Source organism: Polaribacter batillariae, from assembly GCF_017498485.1.
In the GTDB taxonomy this organism is placed as follows: domain Bacteria; phylum Bacteroidota; class Bacteroidia; order Flavobacteriales; family Flavobacteriaceae; genus Polaribacter; species Polaribacter batillariae.
This window is the reverse complement of sequence record NZ_CP071795.1, coordinates 1,936,566-1,962,464: the sequence shown is the minus strand read 5'-3', so window position 1 is coordinate 1,962,464 and position 25,899 is coordinate 1,936,566. Positions and strand designations below refer to the sequence as shown.

At 30.0% G+C, this 25,899-nt stretch carries 27 protein-coding genes; 21 read left to right on the top strand and 6 right to left on the bottom strand.

The window, feature by feature from the left end:
* Positions 1-2 precede the first annotated feature (2 nt).
* From JL193_RS08430 to JL193_RS08370, 13 genes are all read left to right on the top strand, one after another.
* On the top strand, positions 3-872 hold the full coding sequence (locus JL193_RS08430) for a DUF58 domain-containing protein (RefSeq protein ID WP_207970387.1): 870 nt from the start codon (positions 3-5) through the stop codon (positions 870-872).
* A gap of 253 nt (positions 873-1,125) precedes the next feature.
* Positions 1,126-1,980, top strand: a complete 855-nt coding sequence (locus JL193_RS08425; protein WP_243456709.1) for a BatD family protein — start codon at positions 1,126-1,128, stop codon at positions 1,978-1,980.
* Entirely contained in the window at positions 1,967-2,974 is a 1,008-nt protein-coding gene (locus JL193_RS08420; protein ID WP_207970386.1) for a vWA domain-containing protein, read from the top strand. The genes JL193_RS08425 and JL193_RS08420 overlap by 14 nt, the downstream gene beginning before the upstream one ends.
* A 46-nt stretch (positions 2,975-3,020) precedes the next feature.
* Entirely contained in the window at positions 3,021-3,383 is a 363-nt protein-coding gene (locus tag JL193_RS08415) for a four helix bundle protein (protein ID WP_207970385.1), read from the top strand.
* Positions 3,384-3,410: 27 nt separating this feature from the next.
* Positions 3,411-4,457, top strand: a complete 1,047-nt coding sequence (locus JL193_RS08410) for a VWA domain-containing protein (protein ID WP_207970384.1) — start codon at positions 3,411-3,413, stop codon at positions 4,455-4,457.
* A gap of 1 nt (position 4,458) precedes the next feature.
* The gene (locus JL193_RS08405; RefSeq protein WP_207970383.1) at positions 4,459-5,268 is read left to right on the top strand and encodes a tetratricopeptide repeat protein; all 810 of its coding nucleotides are present in this window, start codon (positions 4,459-4,461) and stop codon (positions 5,266-5,268) included.
* 22 nt (positions 5,269-5,290) lie between these two features.
* Complete coding sequence (locus JL193_RS08400; RefSeq protein WP_207970382.1) at positions 5,291-7,051, top strand: BatD family protein; 1,761 nt, start codon at positions 5,291-5,293, stop codon at positions 7,049-7,051.
* Positions 7,052-7,053: 2 nt separating this feature from the next.
* Positions 7,054-7,812 carry an SH3 domain-containing protein gene (locus JL193_RS08395; protein WP_207970381.1) on the top strand — a complete coding sequence of 253 codons (759 nt, stop codon included), beginning with the start codon at positions 7,054-7,056 and terminating at the stop codon, positions 7,810-7,812.
* Between the two features lie 65 nt (positions 7,813-7,877).
* A complete protein-coding gene (locus JL193_RS08390; protein WP_207970380.1) occupies positions 7,878-8,186 on the top strand; it encodes a hypothetical protein in 309 nt (102 codons plus the stop codon).
* A gap of 89 nt (positions 8,187-8,275) precedes the next feature.
* Entirely contained in the window at positions 8,276-9,859 is a 1,584-nt protein-coding gene (locus tag JL193_RS08385) for a SulP family inorganic anion transporter (RefSeq protein WP_207970379.1), read from the top strand.
* Positions 9,860-9,870: 11 nt separating this feature from the next.
* Complete coding sequence (locus JL193_RS08380; RefSeq protein WP_207970378.1) at positions 9,871-10,635, top strand: universal stress protein; 765 nt, start codon at positions 9,871-9,873, stop codon at positions 10,633-10,635.
* 97 nt (positions 10,636-10,732) lie between these two features.
* Entirely contained in the window at positions 10,733-12,595 is a 1,863-nt protein-coding gene (locus JL193_RS08375; protein ID WP_207970377.1) for a SulP family inorganic anion transporter, read from the top strand.
* 12 nt (positions 12,596-12,607) lie between these two features.
* A complete protein-coding gene (locus JL193_RS08370; RefSeq protein WP_207970376.1) occupies positions 12,608-13,237 on the top strand; it encodes a carbonic anhydrase family protein in 630 nt (209 codons plus the stop codon).
* A gap of 206 nt (positions 13,238-13,443) precedes the next feature.
* Here JL193_RS08370 and JL193_RS08365 read toward each other — a convergent pair whose 3' ends face one another.
* Positions 13,444-13,836, bottom strand: a complete 393-nt coding sequence (locus JL193_RS08365; RefSeq protein ID WP_207970375.1) for a hypothetical protein — start codon at positions 13,834-13,836, stop codon at positions 13,444-13,446.
* 39 nt (positions 13,837-13,875) lie between these two features.
* Positions 13,876-14,403 carry a CvpA family protein gene (locus tag JL193_RS08360; RefSeq protein ID WP_207970374.1) on the bottom strand — a complete coding sequence of 176 codons (528 nt, stop codon included), beginning with the start codon at positions 14,401-14,403 and terminating at the stop codon, positions 13,876-13,878.
* 81 nt (positions 14,404-14,484) lie between these two features.
* Here JL193_RS08360 and JL193_RS08355 point away from each other — a divergent pair, with 81 nt between their 5' ends.
* The gene (locus tag JL193_RS08355) at positions 14,485-14,841 is read left to right on the top strand and encodes a hypothetical protein (RefSeq protein ID WP_207970373.1); all 357 of its coding nucleotides are present in this window, start codon (positions 14,485-14,487) and stop codon (positions 14,839-14,841) included.
* An 8-nt stretch (positions 14,842-14,849) separates the two neighbouring features.
* On the opposite strand, the gene JL193_RS08350 is transcribed toward JL193_RS08355, so the two are convergent.
* Positions 14,850-15,644 carry an SDR family oxidoreductase gene (locus tag JL193_RS08350; RefSeq protein WP_207970372.1) on the bottom strand — a complete coding sequence of 265 codons (795 nt, stop codon included), beginning with the start codon at positions 15,642-15,644 and terminating at the stop codon, positions 14,850-14,852.
* A gap of 108 nt (positions 15,645-15,752) precedes the next feature.
* Between JL193_RS08350 and JL193_RS08345 the strand changes: the two genes are divergently transcribed.
* Positions 15,753-17,117: a TlpA family protein disulfide reductase gene (locus JL193_RS08345; RefSeq protein ID WP_207970371.1), complete on the top strand. Its 1,365-nt coding sequence runs from the start codon at positions 15,753-15,755 to the stop codon at positions 17,115-17,117.
* A gap of 148 nt (positions 17,118-17,265) precedes the next feature.
* Here the strand turns inward: JL193_RS08345 and JL193_RS08340 are convergent, their stop codons facing one another.
* The 3 genes from JL193_RS08340 to JL193_RS08330 form a co-directional block, all read right to left on the bottom strand.
* Positions 17,266-17,625: a YraN family protein gene (locus JL193_RS08340; RefSeq protein WP_207973338.1), complete on the bottom strand. Its 360-nt coding sequence runs from the start codon at positions 17,623-17,625 to the stop codon at positions 17,266-17,268.
* A gap of 270 nt (positions 17,626-17,895) precedes the next feature.
* On the bottom strand, positions 17,896-18,879 hold the full coding sequence (locus tag JL193_RS08335) for a S66 peptidase family protein (protein WP_207973337.1): 984 nt from the start codon (positions 18,877-18,879) through the stop codon (positions 17,896-17,898).
* A 2-nt stretch (positions 18,880-18,881) separates the two neighbouring features.
* Positions 18,882-19,478, bottom strand: coding sequence for a hypothetical protein (locus tag JL193_RS08330; RefSeq protein ID WP_207973336.1), 597 nt, complete (start codon positions 19,476-19,478; stop codon positions 18,882-18,884).
* 89 nt (positions 19,479-19,567) lie between these two features.
* Between JL193_RS08330 and JL193_RS08325 the strand changes: the two genes are divergently transcribed.
* The 6 genes from JL193_RS08325 (at position 19,568) to JL193_RS08300 (ending at position 25,898) form a co-directional block, all read left to right on the top strand.
* Entirely contained in the window at positions 19,568-20,167 is a 600-nt protein-coding gene (locus JL193_RS08325) for a Uma2 family endonuclease (protein WP_207973335.1), read from the top strand.
* Positions 20,168-20,233: 66 nt separating this feature from the next.
* Complete coding sequence (metG, locus tag JL193_RS08320; protein WP_207973334.1) at positions 20,234-22,303, top strand: methionine--tRNA ligase; 2,070 nt, start codon at positions 20,234-20,236, stop codon at positions 22,301-22,303.
* A 32-nt stretch (positions 22,304-22,335) separates the two neighbouring features.
* Positions 22,336-23,658, top strand: a complete 1,323-nt coding sequence (locus tag JL193_RS08315; protein ID WP_207973333.1) for an AAA family ATPase — start codon at positions 22,336-22,338, stop codon at positions 23,656-23,658.
* A complete protein-coding gene (locus tag JL193_RS08310) occupies positions 23,651-24,199 on the top strand; it encodes a hypothetical protein (RefSeq protein WP_207973332.1) in 549 nt (182 codons plus the stop codon). Before JL193_RS08315 ends, JL193_RS08310 begins: the two co-directional genes overlap by 8 nt.
* Positions 24,200-24,204: 5 nt before the next feature.
* The gene (locus JL193_RS08305; protein ID WP_207973331.1) at positions 24,205-25,107 is read left to right on the top strand and encodes a histone deacetylase family protein; all 903 of its coding nucleotides are present in this window, start codon (positions 24,205-24,207) and stop codon (positions 25,105-25,107) included.
* Between the two features lie 332 nt (positions 25,108-25,439).
* On the top strand, positions 25,440-25,898 hold the full coding sequence (locus tag JL193_RS08300) for a lipocalin family protein (protein WP_207973330.1): 459 nt from the start codon (positions 25,440-25,442) through the stop codon (positions 25,896-25,898).
* Position 25,899 lies beyond the last annotated feature (1 nt).

Below are 25,899 nucleotides of genomic sequence, written 5' to 3'. Positions count from 1 at the left end.
CGTTGCAAACTAAAGAAATACTAAAAAAAGTTCGTAAAATAGAGATTAAGACACGTCGTTTGTCTGATCATATTTTTGGAGGCGAATACCATTCGTCTTTCAAAGGACGTGGTATGACTTTTTCTGAAGTACGCCAATACCAATTTGGCGACGACATAAGAACCATCGATTGGAATGTTACAGCACGTTACAGCGAACCTTACGTAAAAGTTTTCGAAGAAGAACGCGAACTTACAATGATGTTAATGGTAGATATTTCTGGCTCAGAATCTTTTGGAACCTCTACACAATTTAAAAAAGACACCATTACAGAAATTGCTGCCACCTTGGCTTTTTCTGCCACACAAAATAACGACAAAGTTGGTTTAATTCTTTTTTCTAATGATATAGAACTCTTTATTCCTCCTAAAAAAGGAAAAAGCCATGTTTTAAGAATTATTAGAGAATTAATAGAATTTAAACCCAAGAGTAAAAAAACAAATATTGCAATTGCATTAAAATTTTTATCAAGTGTTTTAAAGAAAAGAGCCATTGTTTTTATGCTATCGGATTTTATGGATGATGATTACGAAAAAACAATAAAAATTGCCGCTAAAAAACACGATTTAACAGGAATTCGTGTCTTTGATAAACGCGATCAAGAAATTCCGAATTTAGGAATGGTGCCCATGTTAGATGCAGAAACAGGCGACGTTCAGTTGATAAATACCGCATCAAAATCTGTAAGAACAAGCTACAAAGCAAACGCTTTACGCCTACAAGATTACTATATAAATACTTTTAAAAGAAGTGGTGCTGGTACAATTAGCACAAGAGTAGATGAAAGTTACGTAAAAAAAATGTTAGGCTATTTTAAACACAAAGGAAGGTAAAAAAGTCCATCCTATCTTTTCCAAAGAGAAGAGAAACTGTTGCGAAAAATAAGACTGAAAACTGTTTAAATAAAATATAATATTAAAGTTGAAAAAAATTAATAGAAATATCAATTTTCAAAAGAGCGATGAAAAATCAAAGGCTAAATGTCTTCTTTTAGAAGCAAGGGAGCATGTTGCCTTGTCAAATAGCACAGTCTTTTTCTTTTTCCTCTTTTCTCTATTCTTTTTTTCTAGTTTCGCCCAAGAAACAATGGTAAAAGCAGAAATAGATACTACAAATATTAGAATTGGCGAGCAATTTCAGTTAAAAATTTCTGTAGATGAAACCAAAAATGTAATCATTCCAAAATTACACTTAAAAGGTTTAGAAGTTGTAGATTCTACAAAAGTCGATACAATTAAAAATTCACTAATTAAAAAATACATTTTAACGGGTTTCGATAGTGGTGCGTTTTACATACCACAACAACAAATCTTTGTAAAAAACAGAGCCTATTTTACAGATTCTTTATTGGTAAACGTGGCTACAGTTGCCATAGATACTACAAAAGTGAAAAAATTTCCCATAAAATCAATAAAAACAGAACCGTACACTTTCGACGATTTTAAAATATACCTTTACATGCTTTTAGCGGCTTTGGCAATTATTGGTTTTTGGATTTATTGGTTTGTAATTCGAAAAAGAAAAGAAGAAATAGAAGCACCAACTTATAGAACATTGCCTCCTTACGAAGAAGCCATTTTAAGGTTAAATGAATTGGACGAAAAATTATTGTGGCAAAACAATAAAGTAAAAGAATATTACAGCGAATTAACAGAAATTGTACGTGGTTATATAGAACGCGAGTTAAATGTACCTGCGTTAGAAAACACTACAGACGAAGTTTTAGAAATGCTAAGAGATTTCAAAAAAGCAGATACCATACAAACTTCGCAAGACACTTTAGATAAATTAAAAAGTCTATTAAGAGAGGCAGACTTGGTAAAATTTGCAAAATCGAAACCTTTGGCTTTAGAAATAGAAGAAAACCGAAAAGATGCGCAAGAAATTGTGAGTAACTTAAAACCTAAACCAATTATTAAAGAAGAAGATGAATTGGAATAATTTCGAGTTTTATAATCCTGAATTTTTGTGGTTGCTAATTTTAGTTCCACTACTCGCAGTTTGGCATTATTTTATGCGCAAAAAAGACGCGGCTGTTTTAACCATGCCAAGTGTAAAAGGGTTTAAAGTAACGTCTTCTATTTTATCTAAATTAAAACCACTTTTATACATATTAAGGTTATTGGCTTTAGCTGCAATAATTGTGGCACTGGCAAGACCAAGAAATGTTTCTGTTAGTAAAAAAACAAAAACAAATAGAGGAATCGATATTGTAATGGCAATTGATGTTTCTGCAAGTATGTTGGCAAGAGATTTAAAGCCAAACAGGTTAGAAGCTCTTAAAAAAGTGGCGATTAATTTTGTAGATAGAAGACCCAATGATAGAATAGGAATTGTTGTTTACGCAGGTGAAAGTTTTACACAAACGCCAATTACAAGCGATAAAAGCATTGTAAAAAGAACCATTTCCGAATTAAAATGGGGGCAATTAGAAGGCGGAACAGCCATTGGAATGGGTTTAGGTTCTGGTGTTAACAGATTAAAAGAAAGCAAAGCAAAAAGCAAAGTAATTATTTTACTAACAGATGGGGTAAATAACTCTGGAAATATCGACCCTAGAACCGCAACAGAACTCGCAAAAGAATTAAAAATTAAAGTTTATACCATTGGAATTGGAACCAATGGAATGGCCGATTTTCCTTGGAGTAGAGACCCAAGAACAGGAAAATTAAACTTTAGAAAACAACAAGTAGAAATAGACGAAGCTTTATTAAAAGACATTGCTTCAGAAACAGAAGGAAAATATTTTAGAGCCACAGACAATTCATCTTTAAAAGAAATTTATGATGAAATTGATACGCTCGAAAAAACAAAAATAGAAGAATTTAAATACTATAATTATCAAGAAAAATTTAGAATTTTCGTCTTTTTTGCTCTTGGTTTATTAGTATTAGAATTCTTGTTGAGAAACACATTATTTAAGAGTTTTATATAAAAGAGAGGGTAATTGTTGAATTGTTTAATCGTGTAATTGTAAAAATATGTATGTATTTTCATTTGAGAAATTAAAAGTATGGCAAGAAGCTATTGATTTGTCTATGGAAGTTTACAGTATATCTATAAATTTTCCTGCTGATGAAAAATATGGAATTACAAGTCAATTAAAAAGAGCAACAAATTCAATTTCTGCGAATATTGCAGAAGGAACATCAAGAATTACAAATAAAGACAAGGCACATTTTTCAACAATTGCTTTTAGTACAACAATGGAAGTTTTAAATCATATTATTTTATGTTACAAATTAAAATTTATTGATGAGACTACTTATAACGACATAAGGCAGCGTATTTACAAAATATCAAATATGTTGAATGCTTTAAGAAAATCTCAATTAAACAATTAAACAATTACACAGTTACACCTATTCACAATGTATCGTATAGAAGAACCAATTTATTTTTACCTACTCGCAATTATTCCAGCAATAGTTGTACTATTTCTATTGGTTTTATGGTGGAAAAAAAGAACACAACGTAAATTTTCTGATGCAAATTTACTTCAAAAACTGGCACCTAATACGTCCACTTTCAAATCGGTTTTAAAATTAGTGATGCTACTTTTAGGAATTACTTTTTTAGTGGTTTCTTTGGTAAACCCCAAAATGGGTACCAAACTAAAAACGGTAAAAAGAGAAGGTGTAGATGTTGTTTTTGCATTAGATGTTTCTAAAAGTATGTTGGCAGAAGATATTGCCCCAAATCGCTTAGAAAAATCGAAACAAATTATCTCTAAAATAATAGACAAACTAGGTTCAGATAGGGTTGGTATTATTGTATATGCTGGCAATTCGTATCCATTATTACCCATAACAACAGATCATGGAGCTGCAAATATGTTTTTACAAAATGCGAATCCAGATATGGTTTCTAGCCAAGGAACAGCAATTAACGAAGCCTTAGAATTAGCCAAAACATTTTATAATAACGACGAGCAAACAAACCGTTTTCTAGTTATTATTTCAGATGGCGAAGACCATCAAGAAGAAACAAAACAAGTCGCACAAAACTTAACAAACGAAGGAGTAAAAGTTTATACCATTGGTGTTGGTACAGAAAGAGGTAGTCCAATTCCTATTCGAGTAAATAACGCTATTATTGGCTACAAAAAAAACAACAAAGGCGAAACCGTAATTACCAAACGCAAACCAGAGGTTTTACAAGGAATTGCAGAAATTGCCGACGGAAAATATATCGATGGAAATATTACTGAAAACCCAGTAAACGAAATTTCAGAAATTATTGCAAATGCAGAAAAAAATGAATTTGAAACCAAACAATTTTCAGATTATAAAGATCAGTTTCAATGGTTTTTGGCATTAGGTTTGCTATTCTTAATTGTAGATATTTTCTTATTTGATAAGAAAACAAAATGGTTACGAAAAGTAGATTTATTTAACGAAGAAAAGAATAAAAAATAAGATGAAAAAATTAAAATACACACTTATTATCTTTTTATTGCTCTTTTCAACAAAAGAAATAGCAGCGCAAAAAGATACGATTGCATTGCAAAGAAAGGCAAGAAAAATGTTGCGTCAAGGAAATGAATTGTACCAAAAACAACAATTTACAGATGCTTCTGTAGCATACCAAAAAGCTTTAGGGAACAATTCTAATTACGATAAAGCAGCTTACAACTTAGGAAACGCTTTTTATCAAAACAAAAACTTTAAAGAAGCAATTCCACAATACGAATTAACGGCAAAAACAGCAACAGACAAGTTTACCAAGGCAGAAGCTTTTCATAATCTTGGCAATGCACATATGGAAGCAAAAAACTACCAAGGTGCTGTAGATGCTTATAAAAATGCATTAAGAAATAATCCTAATGACGATGAAACTCGTTACAATTTGGCAGTCGCTCAAAAAATGTTAGACAAACAAAATCAGCAAAATAAAAACGACAAAAACAAAGACAAGAAAGATAATAAAGATAAAGACGACAAAAACAAAGATAAAAATAAAGACAAAAAAGACGGAGAAGATAAAAACAAGAAAGACGAAGACAAAGATAAAGACGGAAAAGGCGATAAAGACAAAGATAAAAACAAAGACCCTAAAAAAGACGATAAAAAAGACCAGCAAAAGCCAAAGCCAAAACCAGGTCAAATGACGCCTCAACAAGTAAAACAGTTATTAGAAAGTTTAAATAACGAGGAGAAAAAAACCCAAAAGAAAATGAATGCTAAAAAAGCAAAGGGTAAAAAAATAAAACAAGAAAAAGATTGGTAAATTTATAGCTGTAAAAAAGAAGATGAAGTTGAAATTTTACATATCGATACTACTTTTTATTGTAACGACAAGCTTGGTAGCACAAGATGCAACTATACAAGCAAAAGTTAGTAAAAACAAATTGGGTTTAAACCAACGTTTGCGAATCGTTTTTTCTATAAATAAACAAGGTGGAGAAAATTTTACCCCTCCAAACTTTGCTAATTTTAAAGTAGTAGGTGGTCCTAGTCAATCTGTAAGCCAATCTTGGATTAATGGAAAAACAACATTTTCTCAATCATATACCTACATCATTCAACCAACAAGAAAAGGAGAACTTTCCATTGGTGCTGCAAGCGTGCAAATTGGCGGAAAAACCATAAAATCGGATCCATTAAAAATTATTGTTCTAGATCCGGTAGAGATTCCTAAAGATCCAAACGACCCTAATTATGTAGCACAACAAAATATTCATTTAGTTGCCGAAATTTCTAAATCTAACCCATATGTAGGCGAAGGAATTTATGTCGAATACCGTTTATATGTAAGCGAAAACGTTAGTGTTTACGATACAAATGTAACAGAAGCACCTAAATATAATGGGTTTTGGAATCAGGATATTAAAATAAATGGATACCCTGTAAAAATGGGAAAATACAATGGCGAAGATTATAGATATATTGTATTACAGAAAGCATTATTAATTCCTACAAAATCTGGAAAATTAGAAATCGAACCCATGAAAATGGACATTATTATTGGTGTTCCTACAGGAAGAGCCGATTTCTTTGGCAATGCAATTACCAGTAATGTTCGTAAAGAGTTTACGTCAGAAAAAAAATTAATTTACCCTAAAAGTCTTCCTTTAGAAGGCAAACCAGAAAATTTTAATGGCGCTGTTGGAGAATTCGATTTTGATGTTTCTTTAAGTAAAGACATTTTAAAAGCCAACGAAACTTCAGAAATTAAAGTAGCCGTTTCCGGAAAAGGAAATTTAAAGTTATTTGAATTACCAACCATAGAAACTCCTGCCGAACTAGAAATTTATCAACCAGAAAGAAAAGAAAAAGTAAACGTGCATTCTAATGGAATTTCTGGTTCTGTAGCAGATACTTACACAGTGGTTCCGCAATATAAAGGAAAATACAAAATACCAAGTGTTTCTTTCTCTTACTTTAATCCAAAAGAAAAAAAATACAAAACAATTGCTACCGAAGATTTATTTGTAGATGTACAAGAAGGAAAAGAATTGGTTACTATAGATACCTCTTCTGTAAATAAAAAAGAAGTGGTTACAACAGGTAAAAACTTTAGATATATTGCCACAAGAACTACTTTCGAAGCTGCAAAAAAAGTAGATTTTTTTAAGTCGAATTTGTTCTACATCTTACTTTTATTGCCATTAATTGCAATTCCAATCGGAATTTTTATAGGAAAAAGAAACGAAGCAAGAAATAACGATGTCGTTGGTAATAAGCTAAGAAAAGCAAACAAATTAGCCAAAAAATACTTGTCTGAAGCACAAAAGCAATTGGGTAAAAAAGAGGCTTTTTACGAAGCTTTAGAACGTGCGCTTCATAATTATTTAAAAGCAAAATTAGGCATAGAAACTTCTGAAATTAGCAAAGAAAGAATTACTGAAATTTTAGAAAATAAAAAGGTAGATGCAAACACCATACAGCAATTTATAGAAGTTTTAAAAAGCTCGGATTTTGCACGTTATACACCATTTACTGCCACTCAAATGAAAGAAGAGTTCGAGCGTGCAAAACAAGTGATTGTTCAATTAGATAAACAATTATAAAAATGAAAAAAATACTATTTTTATTGTTGATAATTGCCAGTTCTGCAAATGCCCAGAATGTAGATAGTTTGTTTGTTACTGCAAATGAAAACTACAAAAACGGACAATTTGAAGAGGCTATAAAAAAATATAAAAAAATTGAATCTAAAAACGTAATTTCATCAGAACTATATTACAATTTAGGAAACGCTTATTACAAATTAAATAAAGTTGGGCCTACTATTTTCTATTACGAAAAAGCATTAAAAATAGACCCCTTAAACGAAGATGTAAAAAACAATTTAATTTTTGCAAAACGTTTGGCTTTAGATAATATCGAAGAAGTTCCAAAAACGGTTTTACAGAAATTTAATGCAAATTACCTTCAAAAATTATCTTACAACCAATGGGCTATAATTGTGGTGGTGCTTTCTTTTGTAGCCTCTTTATTGTTTTTACTGTTTTATTTTGCGCACACTCCAAGTAAAAAAAGAATTTATTTTACAACAAGTATTATTAGTTTTATACTCTTAATTGCTACGATTTTTATTACTTACAACCAATACAAACAGGCTAAAAATATTAAAGAAGCAATTATTTTTGCAGAAAAAACAGAAGTTAGAAATGCGCCAACTTTAAATTCGGAAGAAGTTTTTACCTTACATGAAGGTACGAAGGTATATGTTTTAGATGCTGTAGATAATTGGAAAAAAATTAAACTAGCAGATGGTAAGTTAGGTTGGATAATCTCAAGCGAAATAAAAATGTTGAACGATTTTTAATTATAAATTAACAAAAAATTAAAAAACCTTTCTTATGTTTGCGTTTTTATTAAAATATTTAATTTTTGAAAGTAAGAATCGCAATTTTCTTTTCTATAATATTCGTTAGTCTTATTGTAACGCCAACCATTATTAGTTTAATGGATGCGTCGCAAGATGTCTCTTATTTTTATAATTTTAATGAAGAAGAAGAAGAAAACAATGGAAAGGAAGAATCTAAGGTAGATTCTAAACTAAAAGTTCATTCTTCTAGCTTTTTAAATACGATTTTGGCAGGCGATTTTCAAGTGAATAAAAACATTCGTTTTTATTCTAAAAATTACATTTCTAAATACTCTAAGGTTACCACACCTCCACCCAAGTTTGTGTTATAATTTCGCATTCGTTCAACAAAAAAAAATCAATCTTTATTTATTAAAACCAACTCTAGGCATTTTTAGCTCAGAGTAAAAATTATTTACATATGTTTAAACACATTAAAAGCGATTTACCAGCTAGTATTGTGGTATTTTTCGTAGCATTGCCTTTATGTTTAGGTATTGCATTAGCAAGTGGTGCACCTCTTTTTTCTGGATTAATTGCAGGAATTGTTGGAGGTATTGTCGTTGGAAGCTTAAGTGGCTCTAAAATTGGCGTAAGTGGTCCAGCAGCAGGTTTGGCTGCAATTGTTTTAACCGCAATTGGTGCATTAGGTGGTTACGAAAACTTTTTAGTTGCTGTCGTTTTAGGAGGAATTATTCAGGTTATTTTCGGTTTATTAAAAGCAGGAATTATTGGTTATTATTTTCCATCTTCTGTAATTAAAGGAATGTTAACAGGTATTGGAATTATTATTATTTTAAAACAAATTCCACACTTTTTTGGTTACGATTCAGAACCAGAAGGTGCAGACAGTTTTATCGAAGCTTCAGGAGAAAATACATTTTCTGCCATTTTAAATATTACAGATAATATTACTTTAGGATCTACCATTATTGGTTTTATTGGTTTGGGTATTTTATTACTTTGGAGCAATGTACTTTCTAAAAAAGGAAAAATTTTTCAGATAATTCAAGGGCCATTAGTTGCTGTTGTTGCAGGTATTGTATATTATTTTATGACTACCGAAAACTCTAAATACGGTATTAATTCAGAACATTTAGTAAGTGTTCCAGTACCCGATAGTTTCGATTCTTTTTTAGGGCAATTTAGTTTTCCTAATTTTAGTGCCATTACAAACCCAGAAATTTGGGTAACAGCATTTACCATTGCTTTGGTAGCAAGTTTAGAAACTTTATTATGCGTAGAAGCTACAGATAAGTTAGACCCACATAAAAATGTTACTCCAACAAATAGAGAATTATTAGCACAAGGAACAGGAAACGTAATTTCTGGTTTTATTGGTGGTTTGCCTATTACACAAGTAATTGTAAGAAGTTCTGCAAATATACAATCTGGTGGTAGAACCAAATTATCTGCAATTATTCATGGTTTTTTATTACTAATTTCTGTAATCTTAATTCCGACTTTATTAAATAAAATTCCTTTATCTGTTTTGGCTGCAATTTTACTAATTGTGGGTTATAAACTAGCAAAACCATCATTATTTAAAGAAATGATTCAATTAGGGTGGAAACAATGGGTACCGTTTTTTGTAACAGTTATTGGTATTGTTTTTACCGATTTATTAGTGGGTATAGGTTTAGGTTTAGCTGTTGGTATTGTAGTAATTTTAATTAAGAGTTTCCAAAATTCGCACTTTTTACATATCGAAGATAAAAGTAATGGAAAACATAAAATTAAAATGACATTGGCAGAAGAGGTAACCTTCTTTAACAAAGGAGCCATCTTAAAAGAATTAGACAGTTTACCAAAAGATACATTTTTAGAATTAGATGTTCGAAAAACAAGATATTTAGATAACGATATTATCGAAATCTTAGAAGACTTTGCAATTAAGGCAAAAGAAAGAAATATAGATATTCAATTAATTTCTGAAAGAGGCATTGTAAAGAACCCTCCTAGTTATATCGAGTTTTTTAATTTAAGACCTAAAAAATCTGCTTAAAACAAACAATTATGAATAATAAATGTAAAATTTTAGTACTTTCTGATGTCGATAAATCGACAAAAGAAATTCTAAAAAAAGGAGTAGATTTAGCAAAAGTAATCGACGCAGAAATCGATTTTTTTTGTGTAAAAAAACCTACAGATGTTGTCGCAAAAGAAAGCCAGCTTTCTGCAATGAGGTCTATTAATAAAAAGTTTATAGAAACAGACAATCAAATTAAAAAAATGATAGACGATGTTTCTATAAAAAATAACATTAAAATAAGCCACAAAATTTCATTTGGAAATTTAAAAGACGAAATTTCCAACCAATTAAAAGAAACAAAGCCAGATATTGTTCTTTTAGGAAAAAGAAAACCGAAAGTATTCTCTTTTTTAGGAGATAATATTATCGATTTTCTTTTAAAAGAATTTTCAGGAACTATTTTAATTGTTTCAGAAGAAAATTTATTAGAAGTAAACGAAGAAATTTCTATCGGTTTGCTAAATAATGTAAATTTATCTTCAAATAAATTTATGGAAACCTTAGTATCTTATTCTAAAAAGCCTCTAAAATCTTTTCAAATAGATGTAAAATCTGCTGAAGAAAAAGTTTTAATTCCTAAAGATACCATTAAATATGTATTTGAAGATGGAGACAATGCCATTAAAAATATGAGCAGCTACCTAACTAAAAATAACATTAACCTTTTGTTTTTAAATAGAGAAAAAAACACAAACTCTAAAGTAGCAAATTGGGTTCGCAGCATAAACTGCTCTTTAATGTTAAGTTAAATAATTAGCAGCTCAATTACAGGTTACACCATTAATATAAAAGCTTGTAGATTAGAATAGAATGATTAACTTACTATTTACCATTTAAAAAAGAGTAATGAAAAACTTATTTTCAAATATTAAAGGAGATGCTTTCGGTGGAATAACTGCCGGAATTGTAGCATTGCCATTAGCTTTAGCATTTGGTGTTTCCTCTGGGTTAGGACCAAGTGCAGGTTTATACGGAGCTATATTTATTAGTTTTTTCGCCGCTCTTTTTGGAGGAACCAACACTCAAATTTCTGGGCCAACTGCCCCAATGACAGCTGTAAGTATGGTTGTTATTGCTGGTATAATTGCAGCTAACGATGGTGATGTTTCTAAAGCACTACCAGCAATTTTAACAGTTTTCTTATTGGCAGGGCTGTTTCAAATTATTTTAGGAGTTATTGGTTTGGGTAAGTATATTAGATATATTCCATATCCAGTAGTTTCTGGTTTTATGACTGCCATTGGTGTTATTATTTTACTAACCCAAGTATTACCATCTTTAGGATACTATCCCAAAGAAGATACAGCGTTCGTATCTCAATTTAAACCACAAGCAGAAGAAGTAATTTTAGAAAATATTCTAAAAGAAGAAGCTGGCGAAAATATTTTAGTTTTAGAAAACTTCGAAGAAACAATAAGAAGAGCAAAAAAAATTACATCTGCAGATATTTTAAAAGAATCTCAAACTTTAGCGGCAAAAGAAGCTTCTGGAGCTTTGGGAGCTATAAAAGTGTTTCCGCGAGCCATACAGCATATTAATTTATTGGAGCTATTACTCGCTTTAGGAACCATTTTTATTATCTATGGCTTTAAACGAATTACCACAAAAATTCCGAGCACACTCGTTGCTTTAATTGTAGTTTCTGGAATTGCAGTTGGTTTCGATTTAGACTATAGAACCATACAAGAAATACCAAGTGGAATTCCAGAAATTAAATGGGAAATTTTTTCTAATTTTTCTTTAGCAAGTCTTACCCCTTATATTTTTACAGCCCTAACATTATCTCTTTTAGGCGCCATAGACTCACTTTTAACAAGTGTTGTTGCAGATAATATGACCAAAACCAAACACCAACCCAATAAAGAATTGGTAGGGCAAGGAATTGGAAACAGTATTGCTGCAATATTTGGTGGAATTCCTGGTGCAGGAGCAACCATTAGAACCGTTGTAAATATTAATGCTGGCGGAAAAACCAAACTCTCTGGAATGATTGCTGGTATTATGCTATTGGTAATTATGTTAGGTTTAGGGCCAGTTGCATCTAAAATTCCAGCAGCAGTTTTAGCAGGAATATTAATTACAGTTGGTATAGGAGTAATGGATTATAAAGGCTTAAAAGCCATACCATATTTGCCAAAAGATATTAAAATTGGCCCCATTAAATTAAGCTCAGAAGTTTTAATTATGATGGTTGTTTTAATACTATCTACTTTTTGGAACTTGGTATATGCAGTTGGAATAGGGTTGGTAATTGCCTCTTTAATGTTTATGAAAAAAATTGGAGATTTAACAGCAGAAAGATCTGACGTAAAATCTTTAAAGGAAGAATCTTGGGCAGACGAGTTCGATTTTCCTCAGAATTTAAGAGAAGAAGTTTTTATAAAACACATAAAAGGACCTTTATTTTTTGGTTCTACAAGCGAATTTCAAGCGCTTTCACAGCAAATTCCGCCAACTGCAAGAATAGTAATTATGCGCTTAGGAAGAATGCAATATATGGACCAATCTGGTTTGTATGCTATGGAAGATATGTTGCAAGATTTAAAGAAAAAGAATATAGAAGTCTTGTTTGTAAATTTATTAAAACAACCAAGATATATGATGGAACGAATTGATATCATTCCAGATTTTATACCCAAAGAGCACGTTTTCAAAAATTTCGATACTTGTGTAAAATGGGTAAAAGAAAATGTAAAAGACGAATTTTAAAAATTAAAAATTATGAGAACATTAGCATTAAATAAAAACGCACAAGACAACTTAAACCCAAATGATGTCTTAGCAAACCTTTTACAAGGAAATAAAAGATTTATAAACAATTCTTTAGAAAGTGTAGATTATAACGCTTTAGTTAAAGGCACTGTTGGTGGGCAATACCCAAAAGCCGTTGTTTTATCTTGTATCGACTCTAGAGTACCTGTAGAGCAAGTTTTCGACCAAACGATTGGCGATATTTTTGTTGCAAGAGTTGCTGGAAACTTCGAAAACACCGATATTTTAGGGAGCTTAGAATATTCTTGTGCAGTTGCAGGAAGTAAACTAATTTTAGTATTAGGGCACGAAAGTTGTGGTGCTGTTAAAGCAGCTTGCGATGGCGTAGAATTAGGCAATATAACAGCGATGTTAAACAATATTGTACCTGCAGTTAAAAAATCTTCGGAAGAAGTAGATGGAGAAGCAAACTCTACAAATAAAGAATTTGTTGCAAAAACTGTAGAAAATAATGTATTGTTAACGATAGATAGAATCCGCGAAAAAAGTTCAATTCTTCAAGAAATGGAAGATAATGGAGACATTAAAATAGTAGGTGGCGTGTATTCTTTGCAAACAGGCGAGGTTACTATTTTGTAAAGAAACCTTTTAAGTTGTAAAAAAACAAAGAAGCTGTCTCGAAAGTAAATTTAACAGTCATTTTAAGCATTGCTAAAATCAAAATATATTTTGATTGAAAGTAGCTAACGAAGTTATCGAAAAATCTAAATTTCTGAAATTCAATAAATAAGATTTCTCCATTACCGTCTAAATGATAAGTTTTAATACTTTCGAGACAGCTTCTTTTATTCGTATTTCGCTTGTTTTATTTTTGTTAACCTTCCATCCCAAGACCTACCTCCTAAAGTAGAGGTATAATAAACTTTTTTGCCTCTTACTTTATTTATTTTTATATGCATTTTTGTGCCCATTTTAAAAGGAAAATTGGGTAAAGTATTTTCTCGAATAATTAAATAATACTCACAATCGCTTATCCATTCGATATCCGATTTTATAAAATTTTTTCTTTTATTATGGTATTCTATATGCTTATTTCCCTTAAAAATAACAACAACATTTTCACCTTGAGTTTTATAAGAAAATGTATTGTTTTTTAGTATTGTACAATCATTTTCTGTAGTAAAAGAGATAAAAATAAAAGAGCTGAGAATAGCTAATAAGGGAAAAATGTTTTTCATTAATTATTTATTTGGGGCAATATAAAAAATTGCCATAGATTATATGATTGTATTTTTATAGGATTTTTCCTCTTTTTCTTCTATTTCTTCTTTTATAATTGAAGGGAAAATAGTTGGAGCTATTTTTTTTACAGGCTCAAATAAGATAGATTTTTTAATGGTTTCCTTTTCAATAAAAGGGATTGTGTTGTTCATTTTTCCAAAAAATATAAATACGACACTTAAAATCAACCCAATTTTTAGAGCACCAAAAACCCCTCCTAATACTTTATTTATAATGCCCAAAGAAGCAAAATCTGCTAATTTTGTTAGCATTTTACCTAATAAAGCAATAATTATTATAATTATAACAAAGGTTGCTGCAAAGGAAACTAAAGAAATGTATTCTTGTTCCCAAGATACGGATTCTTTTAAAGAATCTCCAATAAAATACGAAAAATGTATCGCTCCATAAACCCCAGCTACTAAAGCTACCAAAGAGGCAATTTCTACAAAAAGCCCTTTCATTATTCCTCTAACAAACCCAAAGAGTAATAGTGCAGCTATAATAATATCAAAAATATTCATTAAAAAAATTTACCCAAACCTACATCTTTTTTTTAAATTTTAAAAATGTCGGTTGTATCTTTACAGAAAAATTGAAGCAATATGCCAAAAATAAGTAATCTTAAAGAAAAATGGAATTTCTTAATCGAAAAATTAACCCATCAATTTGCAGATGGAGATGAGTTAAATATAGACGGTATTATTTATTTAATAGGAGTACAAGAACTTGGGCAAGGGTATAGAACCTTTAAAAAAGACGAAAAAGTAAATCTAATGCACATTGCCATTTGTAAATTATTAGAGCCATATGGTTATTATGAGTTTGATTTTTTTGATGATGAAGGCTGGCCACATTACAAAATACTTACAGAATTACCTAATTTAAAACCTGGAGAACAAACCGTTTTAATGAAAGAGGCTATAATTAACTATTTCGACTCTTTAAACTATTTCGAGTAATATTCTTTTTAAGTTACGCTTATTTTTCTAACTAAAATAGAAAATAGTTTTGGAAAAAATCTTTTTACATAAACACCCAATTTCTCTTTTGCGCCTGCGATATACACTTCTTCTTTTTTCTTTTCGATTGCGTTAACCATCAATTTTGCGAAACGTTCTGGCGACATTCCTTTTTTAGTAGCAGCATCCATTTTGCCTTGCGGAGTGCCATTTCCTGTTAAGGCATTTTTAGAAACATTTGTGTTTATAAACCCAGGACACACTAAGGTAACTGTAATATTATTGTGATGATTTTCTGCTCGTAAGCAATCGAAAAAACCATGCAATGCATGCTTACTTGCTGCGTAACTAGAGCGCAAAGGAGTACCAATTTTACCAACAATACTAGTAGTTACTACAAATTGGCCATTGTTGTTTTTTATAAAATGAGGCAAAACAGCTTTCGTAAGTGCAACTGTGCCTAAATAATTGATGTTTATAATGCGTTTATCGACAGAAATTTGTGTGTTTGCTACTAACGAACGTTGGCTGATACCTCCATTATTTATTAAAATATCTATTTTTCCAAAACTAGCAATCGCATCTTCTGCTTTAGATTGTAAATTATTATAATCTTCTAAATCGAGTGTAATAATTTTAATATTCTTACTTTTTTTGCATTCGTTTTTAACCAATTCTAGTGCTTCTTTTTTTCTTGAAGAAAGAATTAATTTGGCATTTTTATTCGCAAGCGCAATTGCCAATGCTTTTCCAATTCCAGAAGATGCTCCAGTAATCCAAATTACTTTGTTAGAAAAACTCATTTATCATATTTTTATGCCACAATATACCCTTTTTGATTGAGAAATAGTACTTTTGGTATGCTTCTTGAAAAGTGGTTTACAAGAACAAAAAAAAATCAACATAAAAAAATGAAAAAATTACTCGTATTTATATTTTTAGTTTCTTCTATAACACAAGCTCAACACACTGTTAGCGGAACAATGACAAATGCTTTGGAAACAGATTGGGTAATTTTATACAAGATTAAAGGGGCAAGGCAACAATTTGTACAAAATTCTACCATTAAAAAAGATACGATTATAATTGATGGTAAAAATCAAATAATTGGTACTTTTCAATTTCAAATACCACAAACTTCGAAGGCGGGTTTTTACAGAATTACCTATAGAACAAATAGCCCCAATTTTGTAGATTTTATTTATAATAACGAAGATGTAAGTTTTACATTTCATCCAGATTATCCAGAACAATCGGTTACTTTTTCTAAATCTAACGAAAATATTATCTATAAAAATTATCTGAACGAAATTTCTAAAGCGCAGCAGAAGTTAGATTCACTTCAAATTACTGCCATTAAAAACCCTAATTTAGATTTAAATGCAAACTATAAAGCTGCTTTTAATCAGGTAAATGTAATTCAGAATACGTATTTAAAAAACACAAACGGAATGTATGTACAGCCTTTTATTAAGGCTACATTAAGGGCAAATCCTTCAGAAATAAAAACAACTGCGAAAGATTATATGTCGAATATAACCAGTACTTTTTTCGACCATATGGATTTTAAGGACAAAACTCTTATAAACTCTTCTTTTTTAGTAGATAGAATTACAGATTATGTTTTCTATATTAATTATTCCGAAAATAAAGATGTGCAACAAAAACTGTATAAAGAGTCTGTAAAAACGGTACTTTCTAAAATAGAAAATTTGCCATTTAAAAAAGATGTAATTGAATTTTTAGTAGCGCAATTCGAAAATACTAAAAATTTAGAATTGATTGATTTTCTTTTTGAAAACTATTACGAAAAACTTCCAGAAGGCTTACAAAATAAAGATTATTTAAAAGAGAAAAAAGCACTTTTTGCTACTGAGGTGGGTAGAATTGCTCCCGATTTTTCTTGGAAAGAAAATGGTAAAGATTTAAAACTTTCTACCTTAAACGATGCCGAAAAATATGTGTTGGTTTTTTGGAGTACAGGCTGTTCTCATTGTTTAAAAGAAATTCCATTATTGCATAAATTTTTGCAAGACAAAACAGGTGTAAAAGTGGTTGCTTTTTCTTTAGAAAAAAACGATTTTGGTTGGAAAAACATGAAAGCCACATTACCAAATTGGCACCATATTTTAGGGTTGAATAAATGGGAAAATAAAATTGCGAGAACCTATAATATTATGGCTACACCTACCTATTTTATTTTAGATAAAAACAAAAAAATTATTGCAAAACCAGAAACATTAGAAGATCTAAAGGCATTTTTTACTAAAGAATAATGCTTAAAAAATTTCGCTTATTTTTTACTGCTATTTCTACAATAGATGTGATCGAAAATTTTACAAAAAATAAGGTTGTTTTTCTTATTTTGATGTTGGTAGTAAAAAAACGGAATTTAACAATTTAAGAAATGTTGTTTTGGATGTTTTAAAAATACAGAAAAGCATCTTCTATATGCTCTAATTTCGAGACTTTTTTGTTGATTAAAATCGCAATAATATCAAACCGAACTTCTACATCTAAATCTTTTTGAACTACATAATAATCGATGGCAGAAACTAATAATTTTATTTTTTTAGGTGTAATAAAATCTTGTGGATCTCCAAAATAATCTGAGCTTCTGGTTTTTACCTCAACACCTATTAAAAAAGCACCTTTTTGAGCAATAATATCTACTTCCGCTTTTAAATAACGATAGTTTTTTTCAAGAATTTTATAATCGTTTTTAATTAAAAAATCGATGGCGAGTTTTTCTCCTTTTTTACCAAGTTCGTTATGATCTGCCATTTTTTTAGTCTTCAATCTTCAGTTGGTAGTATTCAGTCAAAAATTTTGTGGGTTTAAAATTTGTGCTTTGAATTACCAAAGTGTTAATTTACAGATTATTATTTACTTTCTACATATTTTTTTCCTGCAAGGTTTCAAAAACCTTGTAGGTATATTTTTTATGATAAATAATAACTTTTTTCATAAATACCTACAAGGTCAAAAAAAAAGACCTTGCAGGAAGGTCTAATTTGTAAATTCGCGGCAATTAATTTTTAAAATAAAAAAAAATTAATCAGTAAACGTAACTAAATATTGCTTACTGCCAACGACAATCTTAACGTTTCTTCCAAAAATTAAAGCTCTATTATCTGCTTCATGACCTGCAGGAAAATCGAATAAAACAGGAATATTTTCTGGAACAGCCTCTAAAATTAATTGTTCAATTGAACTTCCCCATTTGGTAGAATTCTTTTTTATAGAGGTCATATTTCCAACAATAACAGCATTTACTTTATTAAAATATCCAGCACGTTTTAAGCTTTGTAGCATTCTATCAACGGAATATTTATATTCGCCAATTTCTTCAATAAATAAAATTTTATTTTCTGTATTAATTTGACTTTTAGAACCCAACATCGATGCTAAAATGGCAATATTTCCGCCAATAATTTCGCCTTCTATTTCTTTAGAAAAAACACGATTGTATTTTAATGATGCTATTTTATAGGCAATTTCTTCTCCAAAAAGTGCTTTCTTAAAACTTGCAATAGTTTCTATAATTTCTGTTGGTTCTTCTTCTAAACTGGTTGCCATCATTGCATGAATGGTTTCTACACCTAAATTATTTATATGATTGTGAAACGCAGTAATATCTGAATAACCAACGATCCATTTCGGATGTTTTTTAAACTTCGTAAAGTCTAACATATCTAAAATTCTTACAGAACCATAACCCCCTCTTGCTGCCCAAATTGCCTTAATATTCGGGTTGTCTAAAGCTTGTTGAAAATCTTCACAACGCTCTATATCTGTACCAGCAAAATGATTATTTTGGTTGAATAAGTTCTCTCCTAAAACTACTTTTAACCCCCAAGTTTCTACTAATTTCTTAGCTTTTGCAATGGTTGCTTGTCGGTTTTTTAAAATTCCTGCAGGTGCTACAATGGCAATGGTATTTCCTGCTTTTAAGTAAGGTGGAGTTATTAATTTTTCTTGTGCTTTTATTGATGAGTATAGTGTTAAAAATAGTATTAATAATATGTTACTTTTCATATTTAATATTTTTTATGCCAGCCTAAGCTAAAATTCAAGCCCAATCCTACATAAGATTTTTTGGCAATATTTGCGTATAATTTTACACCAAAGGAGCGTCCAAAACCTGTAGGTTTTCCAACAGGAATTAAACCAAATAAAACGCTAAACTTTTTCTTTTTAGGCTTAAACCAATTAACACCTATTTCTAAAGGAAAACCAATATAATTAAACGTTTCATTTAGATTTTTATCATTTGTACTACTATAAGAAATTCCACCAGAAAAATGATACGAAAATTTATCTTTAATATATCTTTTTCCATACAATAAAGAATATTCTTTTGTTTCTAATTTTAAATTTGGAATCGGAACAAAATATAAAGACCTAATATTTTCAACATCTAAAATTGTACTGTATTTAAATGTAAAAAGATTGTTTTTATGTTGATAGTTTAAATCGAAACTGGCATTAAATTCCCCTAATTCACCACTTGTAAAACCTAAATTCATTCCCATATAAATTATTGGATTGTTCTTAGTGTTTAAATAATCTAAATTTTCTTGTGCGTTTACAGATGAAAAAATCATCAGAAAGAGTAAAAAAGTGATATTTTTCATTTTAAAGTTTAAAATCGATCAAAAATACTAAAACAATCTTTATTTTGTAGATAAATCAATAATTTGTAGTTTGTAACAAATTAAACGATATGGAAAATACTGTTGAAGAATCAGTTTTAGATTACGGAAAAGTATATACATATGCAGATTATTTACAATGGCGATTTAAAGAAAGAATAGAGATTATAAAAGGTAAAGTTTTTAAAATGTCTCCTACTTCTGCAAGAAATCATCAATTTACCTCAAGAGAATTAAGTAGAATTTTTGTCAATTTTTTTCATAAAACAGACTGCGAAGTTTACATCGCTCCTTTTGATGTTCGTTTGGTTGATAAAAGAAAAAACTCTACGAAAGACGAAGATATTATTACGGTTTTTCAACCAGATTTGTGTGTTATTTGTGATAAGAATAAACTAGATGATAAGGGCTGTATTGGTGCACCAGATTTAATTATTGAAATTTTATCTCCAAGTAACTCCAATAGAGAGATGAAAAACAAGTACGAATTGTACGAAGAAAATGGAGTAAGAGCGTATTGGATTGTAGATTATGTGTACAAAACCATCCATAGATATGTTTTAAAAGAGGGTATTTATATCGGTTTAAAACCATTAATTGCAGAAGAAATCGCTACAAGTTCTATTTTTTCTGATTTATCTTTTACTGTTGGCGAAATTTTTGAAGATTAATTGAAGACTTTCATCAACAAAATCAACTAAAATATCTTTACTTTTGCACAACTAAATTTTCTAATGATGAGTGCTCCAAAAAGATATACAATTACAGCAGCTTTACCTTACACAAATGGGCCTATTCATATTGGGCATTTGGCAGGTGTTTATGTTCCTGCAGATATTTATGCACGTTATTTACGTTTAACAGGTAAAGATGTTGCTTATATTTGTGGTTCAGACGAACATGGAGTTGCCATTCCAATGAGAGCAAAAAAAGAAGGCGTTTCTCCACAAGATATTATTAATAAATATCATAATATCATCCAAAAATCTTTTGCAGATTTTGGCATTTCTTTCGATAATTATTCGAGAACTTCTTCGAAAATTCATCACGAAACTGCTTCCGAATTTTTTATTGATTTATATAACAAAGGCGAATTTATAGAAGAAGTTACAGAACAGTTGTACGATGCAGAAGCGAATCAGTTTTTAGCAGATCGTTTTGTGGTAGGAACTTGCCCAAAATGTGGTTTCGAAGAAAGTTATGGCGACCAGTGCGAAAACTGTGGAACTTCGCATAATGCGACTGATTTAATCAACCCAAAATCGGCAATTACTGGAAATATACCCACAGTAAAAGAAACCAAACATTGGTTTTTACCTTTAGACAAACACGAAGGTTTTTTACGTGAATGGATTTTAAAAGGGCATAAAAAAGACTGGAAACCAAATGTTTATGGGCAAGTAAAATCTTGGGTAGAAGATGGTTTAAGACCAAGAGCTGTAACCAGAGATTTAGATTGGGGTATTCCAGTTCCTGTAGAAGGTGGCCAAGGAAAAGTATTGTATGTGTGGTTTGATGCGCCAATTGGTTACATTTCATCTACCAAAGAATGGGCTGCAAGAGAAGGAAAAAATTGGGAAGATTATTGGAAAAAAAGCGATACCAAATTGGTGCATTTTATCGGAAAAGACAACATTGTTTTTCACTGTATTATTTTTCCATCGATGTTAAAAGCGCATGGAGATTATATTTTGCCTGACAATGTGCCTGCCAACGAATTTTTAAATTTAGAAGGAAACAAATTATCGACCTCTAAAAACTGGGCAGTTTGGTTGCACGAATATTTAGAAGAATTTCCAAACCAGCAAGATGTGTTGCGCTATACATTAACTGCAAACGCACCAGAAAGTAAAGACAACGATTTTACTTGGAAAGATTTTCAAGCAAAAAATAACAACGAATTGGTTGCCATTTTCGGTAATTTTATCAACAGAGTTGTGGTGTTAACCAATAAATACTACCAAGGAATTATTCCTGCTCCGAACGATTTTTTAGAAACCGACGAAGATGTTTTGGCGGCTGTAAAAGAGTACCCAAACATTATTGGAAAATCTATTGAAAGATATCGTTTTAGAGAAGCATCGCAAGAATTAATGAACTTGGCAAGACTTGGCAACAAGTATTTGGCAGACGAAGAGCCTTGGAAAGTAATAAAAGTAGATAAAGAACGCGTACAAACCATTATGTATGTTGCGTTGCAAATCTCAACAGCTTTGGCAGTTTTATCTGAACCATTTTTACCTTTTACTTCCAATAAATTAAAATCTATCCTTAATCTCATTCCGACAAAAATGGAAGAACCTCTTTCTTGGGAAGATATTTCTAAAAAGGATATTTTAATTTCAGATGGTCATCAAATTAACAAAGCATCATTATTATTTTCTAAAATCGAAGACAAAACCATCGAAGAACAGCTTCAAAAGTTAATTGCAACAAAAAAAGCAAACGAACAAGAGAAAAAAACGATTGTTCCACAAAAAGAAACCATCGATTTTGAAGATTTTACAAAATTAGATATTCGAATAGGAACTATTTTAGAAGCAGAAAAAGTGCCTAAAACAAAAAAACTTTTAAAACTAAAGGTAGATGTTGGTATCGATACCAGAACAATCGTTTCAGGAATTGCAGAGAGTTTTTTACCTGAAAATATCATTGGTCAACAGGTTTCTGTATTGGTAAATTTGGCTCCAAGAAAAATTAAAGGTGTAGAAAGCCAAGGAATGATTTTAATGACAGACACTCCAGATGGAAAATTAGCTTTTGTAGAGCCAGAGAAAAAAGTTAAAAACGGACAAGAGGTTAGTTAAAAAAAACTATTTTTATAAAAAATTATATTATAATGACTGAAAAATTAACTATCAAAAATTTTGGACCAATTCGAGATGCAGAAATAGAGGTAAAAGACATGATGGTTTTTATTGGTGCTCAATCAAGTGGAAAAAGTACTTTAGCTAAATTAATAACAATTTTAAATGATTTTAATTTTAGACAAAATTTTTCTAATAAACTTGAGAATGAATTAGAAAAATATAATTTAAAATCTTTTCTAAAAAAAAATACGTTAATCGAATATAAATCTCTTTATTTTACATATACTTACACTAATAAGAACGAAAGTAAGTTTGACTATAACGAATTTTTAAAACATTTTATGTCTAAGATTAATCCTGATAAAGATGATCTTAAAACAATTAAAATAATTCTCGGTCTTATGGTAAGCGCAATTGTTTTTGATGGGAAATCTCATATTTTAAAAAGAGAATTACAAAAGGATGATTATTTCGGGTTTTCAGACGAATTAGATTCTATTTTTGATTTAAAAAATATTAATAATCGTGAAAAAATAATAGAAAACCTTTTAAAAGTTTATAATAAAAAAATAAATCTTACCGAGTTAACAGAATTAGGTTCCAAAGTTAGAAGTGTCTTTTCTTTTATAAGACCTTTAGACTCCATGTACATTCCAGCTGAAAGAACAATAATTCCACTTATAGTAAATAATATAGCAGGTTTAATTAATAATAAAGTGCTAATGCCTTATTACGTTCTTCATGCTGTTCAAGAATTTGAAAAAAGTTTACAAATTGTAGATAACTTCGACTTAAATATTATTGGTAATTTAAGGTTCAAAAGAAATGGAGGAAAATCATATATCTATCATAATAGAAATCAAAAGGTTTTTTTAAGGGAAGCTTCTTCTGGCGTGCAGAGTATTCTTCCTATTTTGCTTTTAATTGAATCTTCTAACAAAACTGAAAATTACATTAATTTAAATTATGTTGTTGAAGAACCCGAACTCAACTTATATCCTGAAGCCCAATACGAATTAATAAAACATTTGGTTAAAAATTGTTTAGAAACTGACCATAAAGTACAATCAAAAAACTTAATTATTACAACTCATAGCCCCTACATTCTTGCATCAATAAATAATTTGTTGTTGTCATATAAGAAAGGACAAACCTCTTCTGAAAAGATAAATAAAATTATAGATAAAGAAAGTTGGATTAACCCTTTTAATTTCAATGCTTATGAAGTTAAAGATGGTGGTGTGGAGAAAATATTTAATTATAAGAGCAAATTAATAGAAGATACCATTATTGATGAAGTTTCTGAAATAATTATGGAAGACTTCAAAGAAATCGCCTCTATCAATGATTAATCAAATAAAGCAGGCATATTTGAGCTATGGGAGCAATTCATGTAATGAAACTCATATAACGTCTTTTTATATTAATGATAATTTAAATGGCAAGTGTTCATCATCTTTAACTTTTAAAAACGCAACTTGTTTTATCGAAAATGTAGATAAAACTGAAATTGATTTTGTTGCAATTGATGATTGTTTAATCGCTGAGACTACAATTCAAAAATGTGATGCTTTAGTTACTAAAGGTAACATAATATGGTTCATTGAATTAAAAGAAATTGATCAATCAGGTACAAGAATTCAATTTAGTAAAAGAAAAAAAAATCATAGAAAAAAAGCAGTAAAACAATTAGCTTCAACTATAAATGATTTCAAAAATAAAGGTATTAATTTTACAGGGTTTCTTGTAGCTGGTTTGATTTGTTTTCCTCCATTTCCCCTTTTGAGCATGCCTACAAATATTCCGACAACATCTTCTCAAGCTAGAATTTTAGAGTTTCAACATCTTTGTGGTTATACTGAATTACATGAAGGAAACTATATTTCCTTATGATTAATATGCTCAAAATAGCATACCATCCCATATACAAACACGAATTACCAGCAGGTCATCGTTTTCCCATGGAAAAATACAATCTTTTGCCCCAACAATTATTGTACGAAGGAACTTGCGTAGAAGAAAATTTCTTCGAACCAGAAATACCAAATAATAAACATTTTTTTACAGTTCACGATCCAGAATATTTTTTCGATTTATTAAACATACAACTTTCACAAAAAGAAGCAAGAAAAATTGGCTTTCCTATTTCTGAAATACTTGTAGAAAGAGAAATGGTTATTGCAGATGGAACTATGAGAGCTTCTGAATTTGCCATACAAAACGGAATTGCGATGAATATTGCTGGCGGAACGCATCATGCTTTTTCGAATCGCGGAGAAGCTTTTTGTATGTTAAATGACCAAGCAATTGGTGCAAAATACCTTCAAAATAAAGGTTTGGCAAAGAAAATTTTAATTGTAGATTTAGATGTGCATCAAGGAAATGGAACTGCAGAAATTTTTAAAAAAGACAAATCTGTTTTTACATTTTCTATGCATGGAAAAAGCAATTATCCTTTCATCAAAGAAAAAAGCGATTTAGATATTCCTCTAGAAAATAGTACAAAAGATGCAGAATATTTATCAATCTTAAAAAACATATTTCCAAAACTTATTGCCAAAGAAAAACCCGATTTTGTATATTATTTATGTGGTGTAGATGTTATTGAAACCGATAAACTAGGAAAATTAGCACTAACCGTTAAAGGATGTAAAGAAAGAGACCAATTTGTATTGGAAACTTGCTTTAAAAATAGCATTCCTATTATGTGTTCTATGGGTGGTGGTTATTCGAAAGACATTAATATTATTGTAAATGCACACGCAAACACCTTTAGGCTTGCTCAAGAAATTTACTTTTAAAAACCTTTTAAAGTGTTTTTATGCCCGTTTATCGGTTGATTACTTCTAGTGATAGAAAAAATAAAAACAAAATTGTCTTTTATGAATATCTTTGTACCTGTCTTACAAGAGATAATTTATAAAGCTATACAAAATGCCCCTAATATAGCCTTTATCAATTTACTAAGAATCGCCAAAACTAAAAACTTAGTTTTGGTGAATTCTTAAATTTCGAACTCCACCTTAAATGTTAAAAATTAAAACTTATATGCATTCATTTTTTTTGCTTTTGAGTTATATTTATAACGAATTCTGTCGTTTATTTGCAACAATTAAAAAAAGAAATAATAATTATGAAAAAAATAATGATTTTTATATTTGCACTAACACTTTTTTCTTGTGGTGCATCTAAAAACGTAAGATCTAAAGAGAAAACGATAAAAGGAAACTGGGTACTTAATAAAATTACCTACAGTAAAACAGGCGACTATAATGTAACCCTTTTTAACGACGCTTCTAAAGAGTGTTTAGAAGGAAGTAGCTGGAAATTTGTACCCAATAATAACTCTGGAGTATATACAGTAAGCAATCAAGGTTGCAACACAGGAGAAAGAGAATTTATTTTCGTAATTCAAGAAATTAACGAAGATTCTGGCTATTACGATTTCTTACTAAAACCAAAAAACAACGAAAACAATATAGGTTTTAGAGTAGAATTGTCTCAATTATCAGATAATTTTATGACTTGGCAACAAAACTTAACCGTAAATGGGAATCCTTTTATTATTAATATGAACTTTACTAAACAATAAA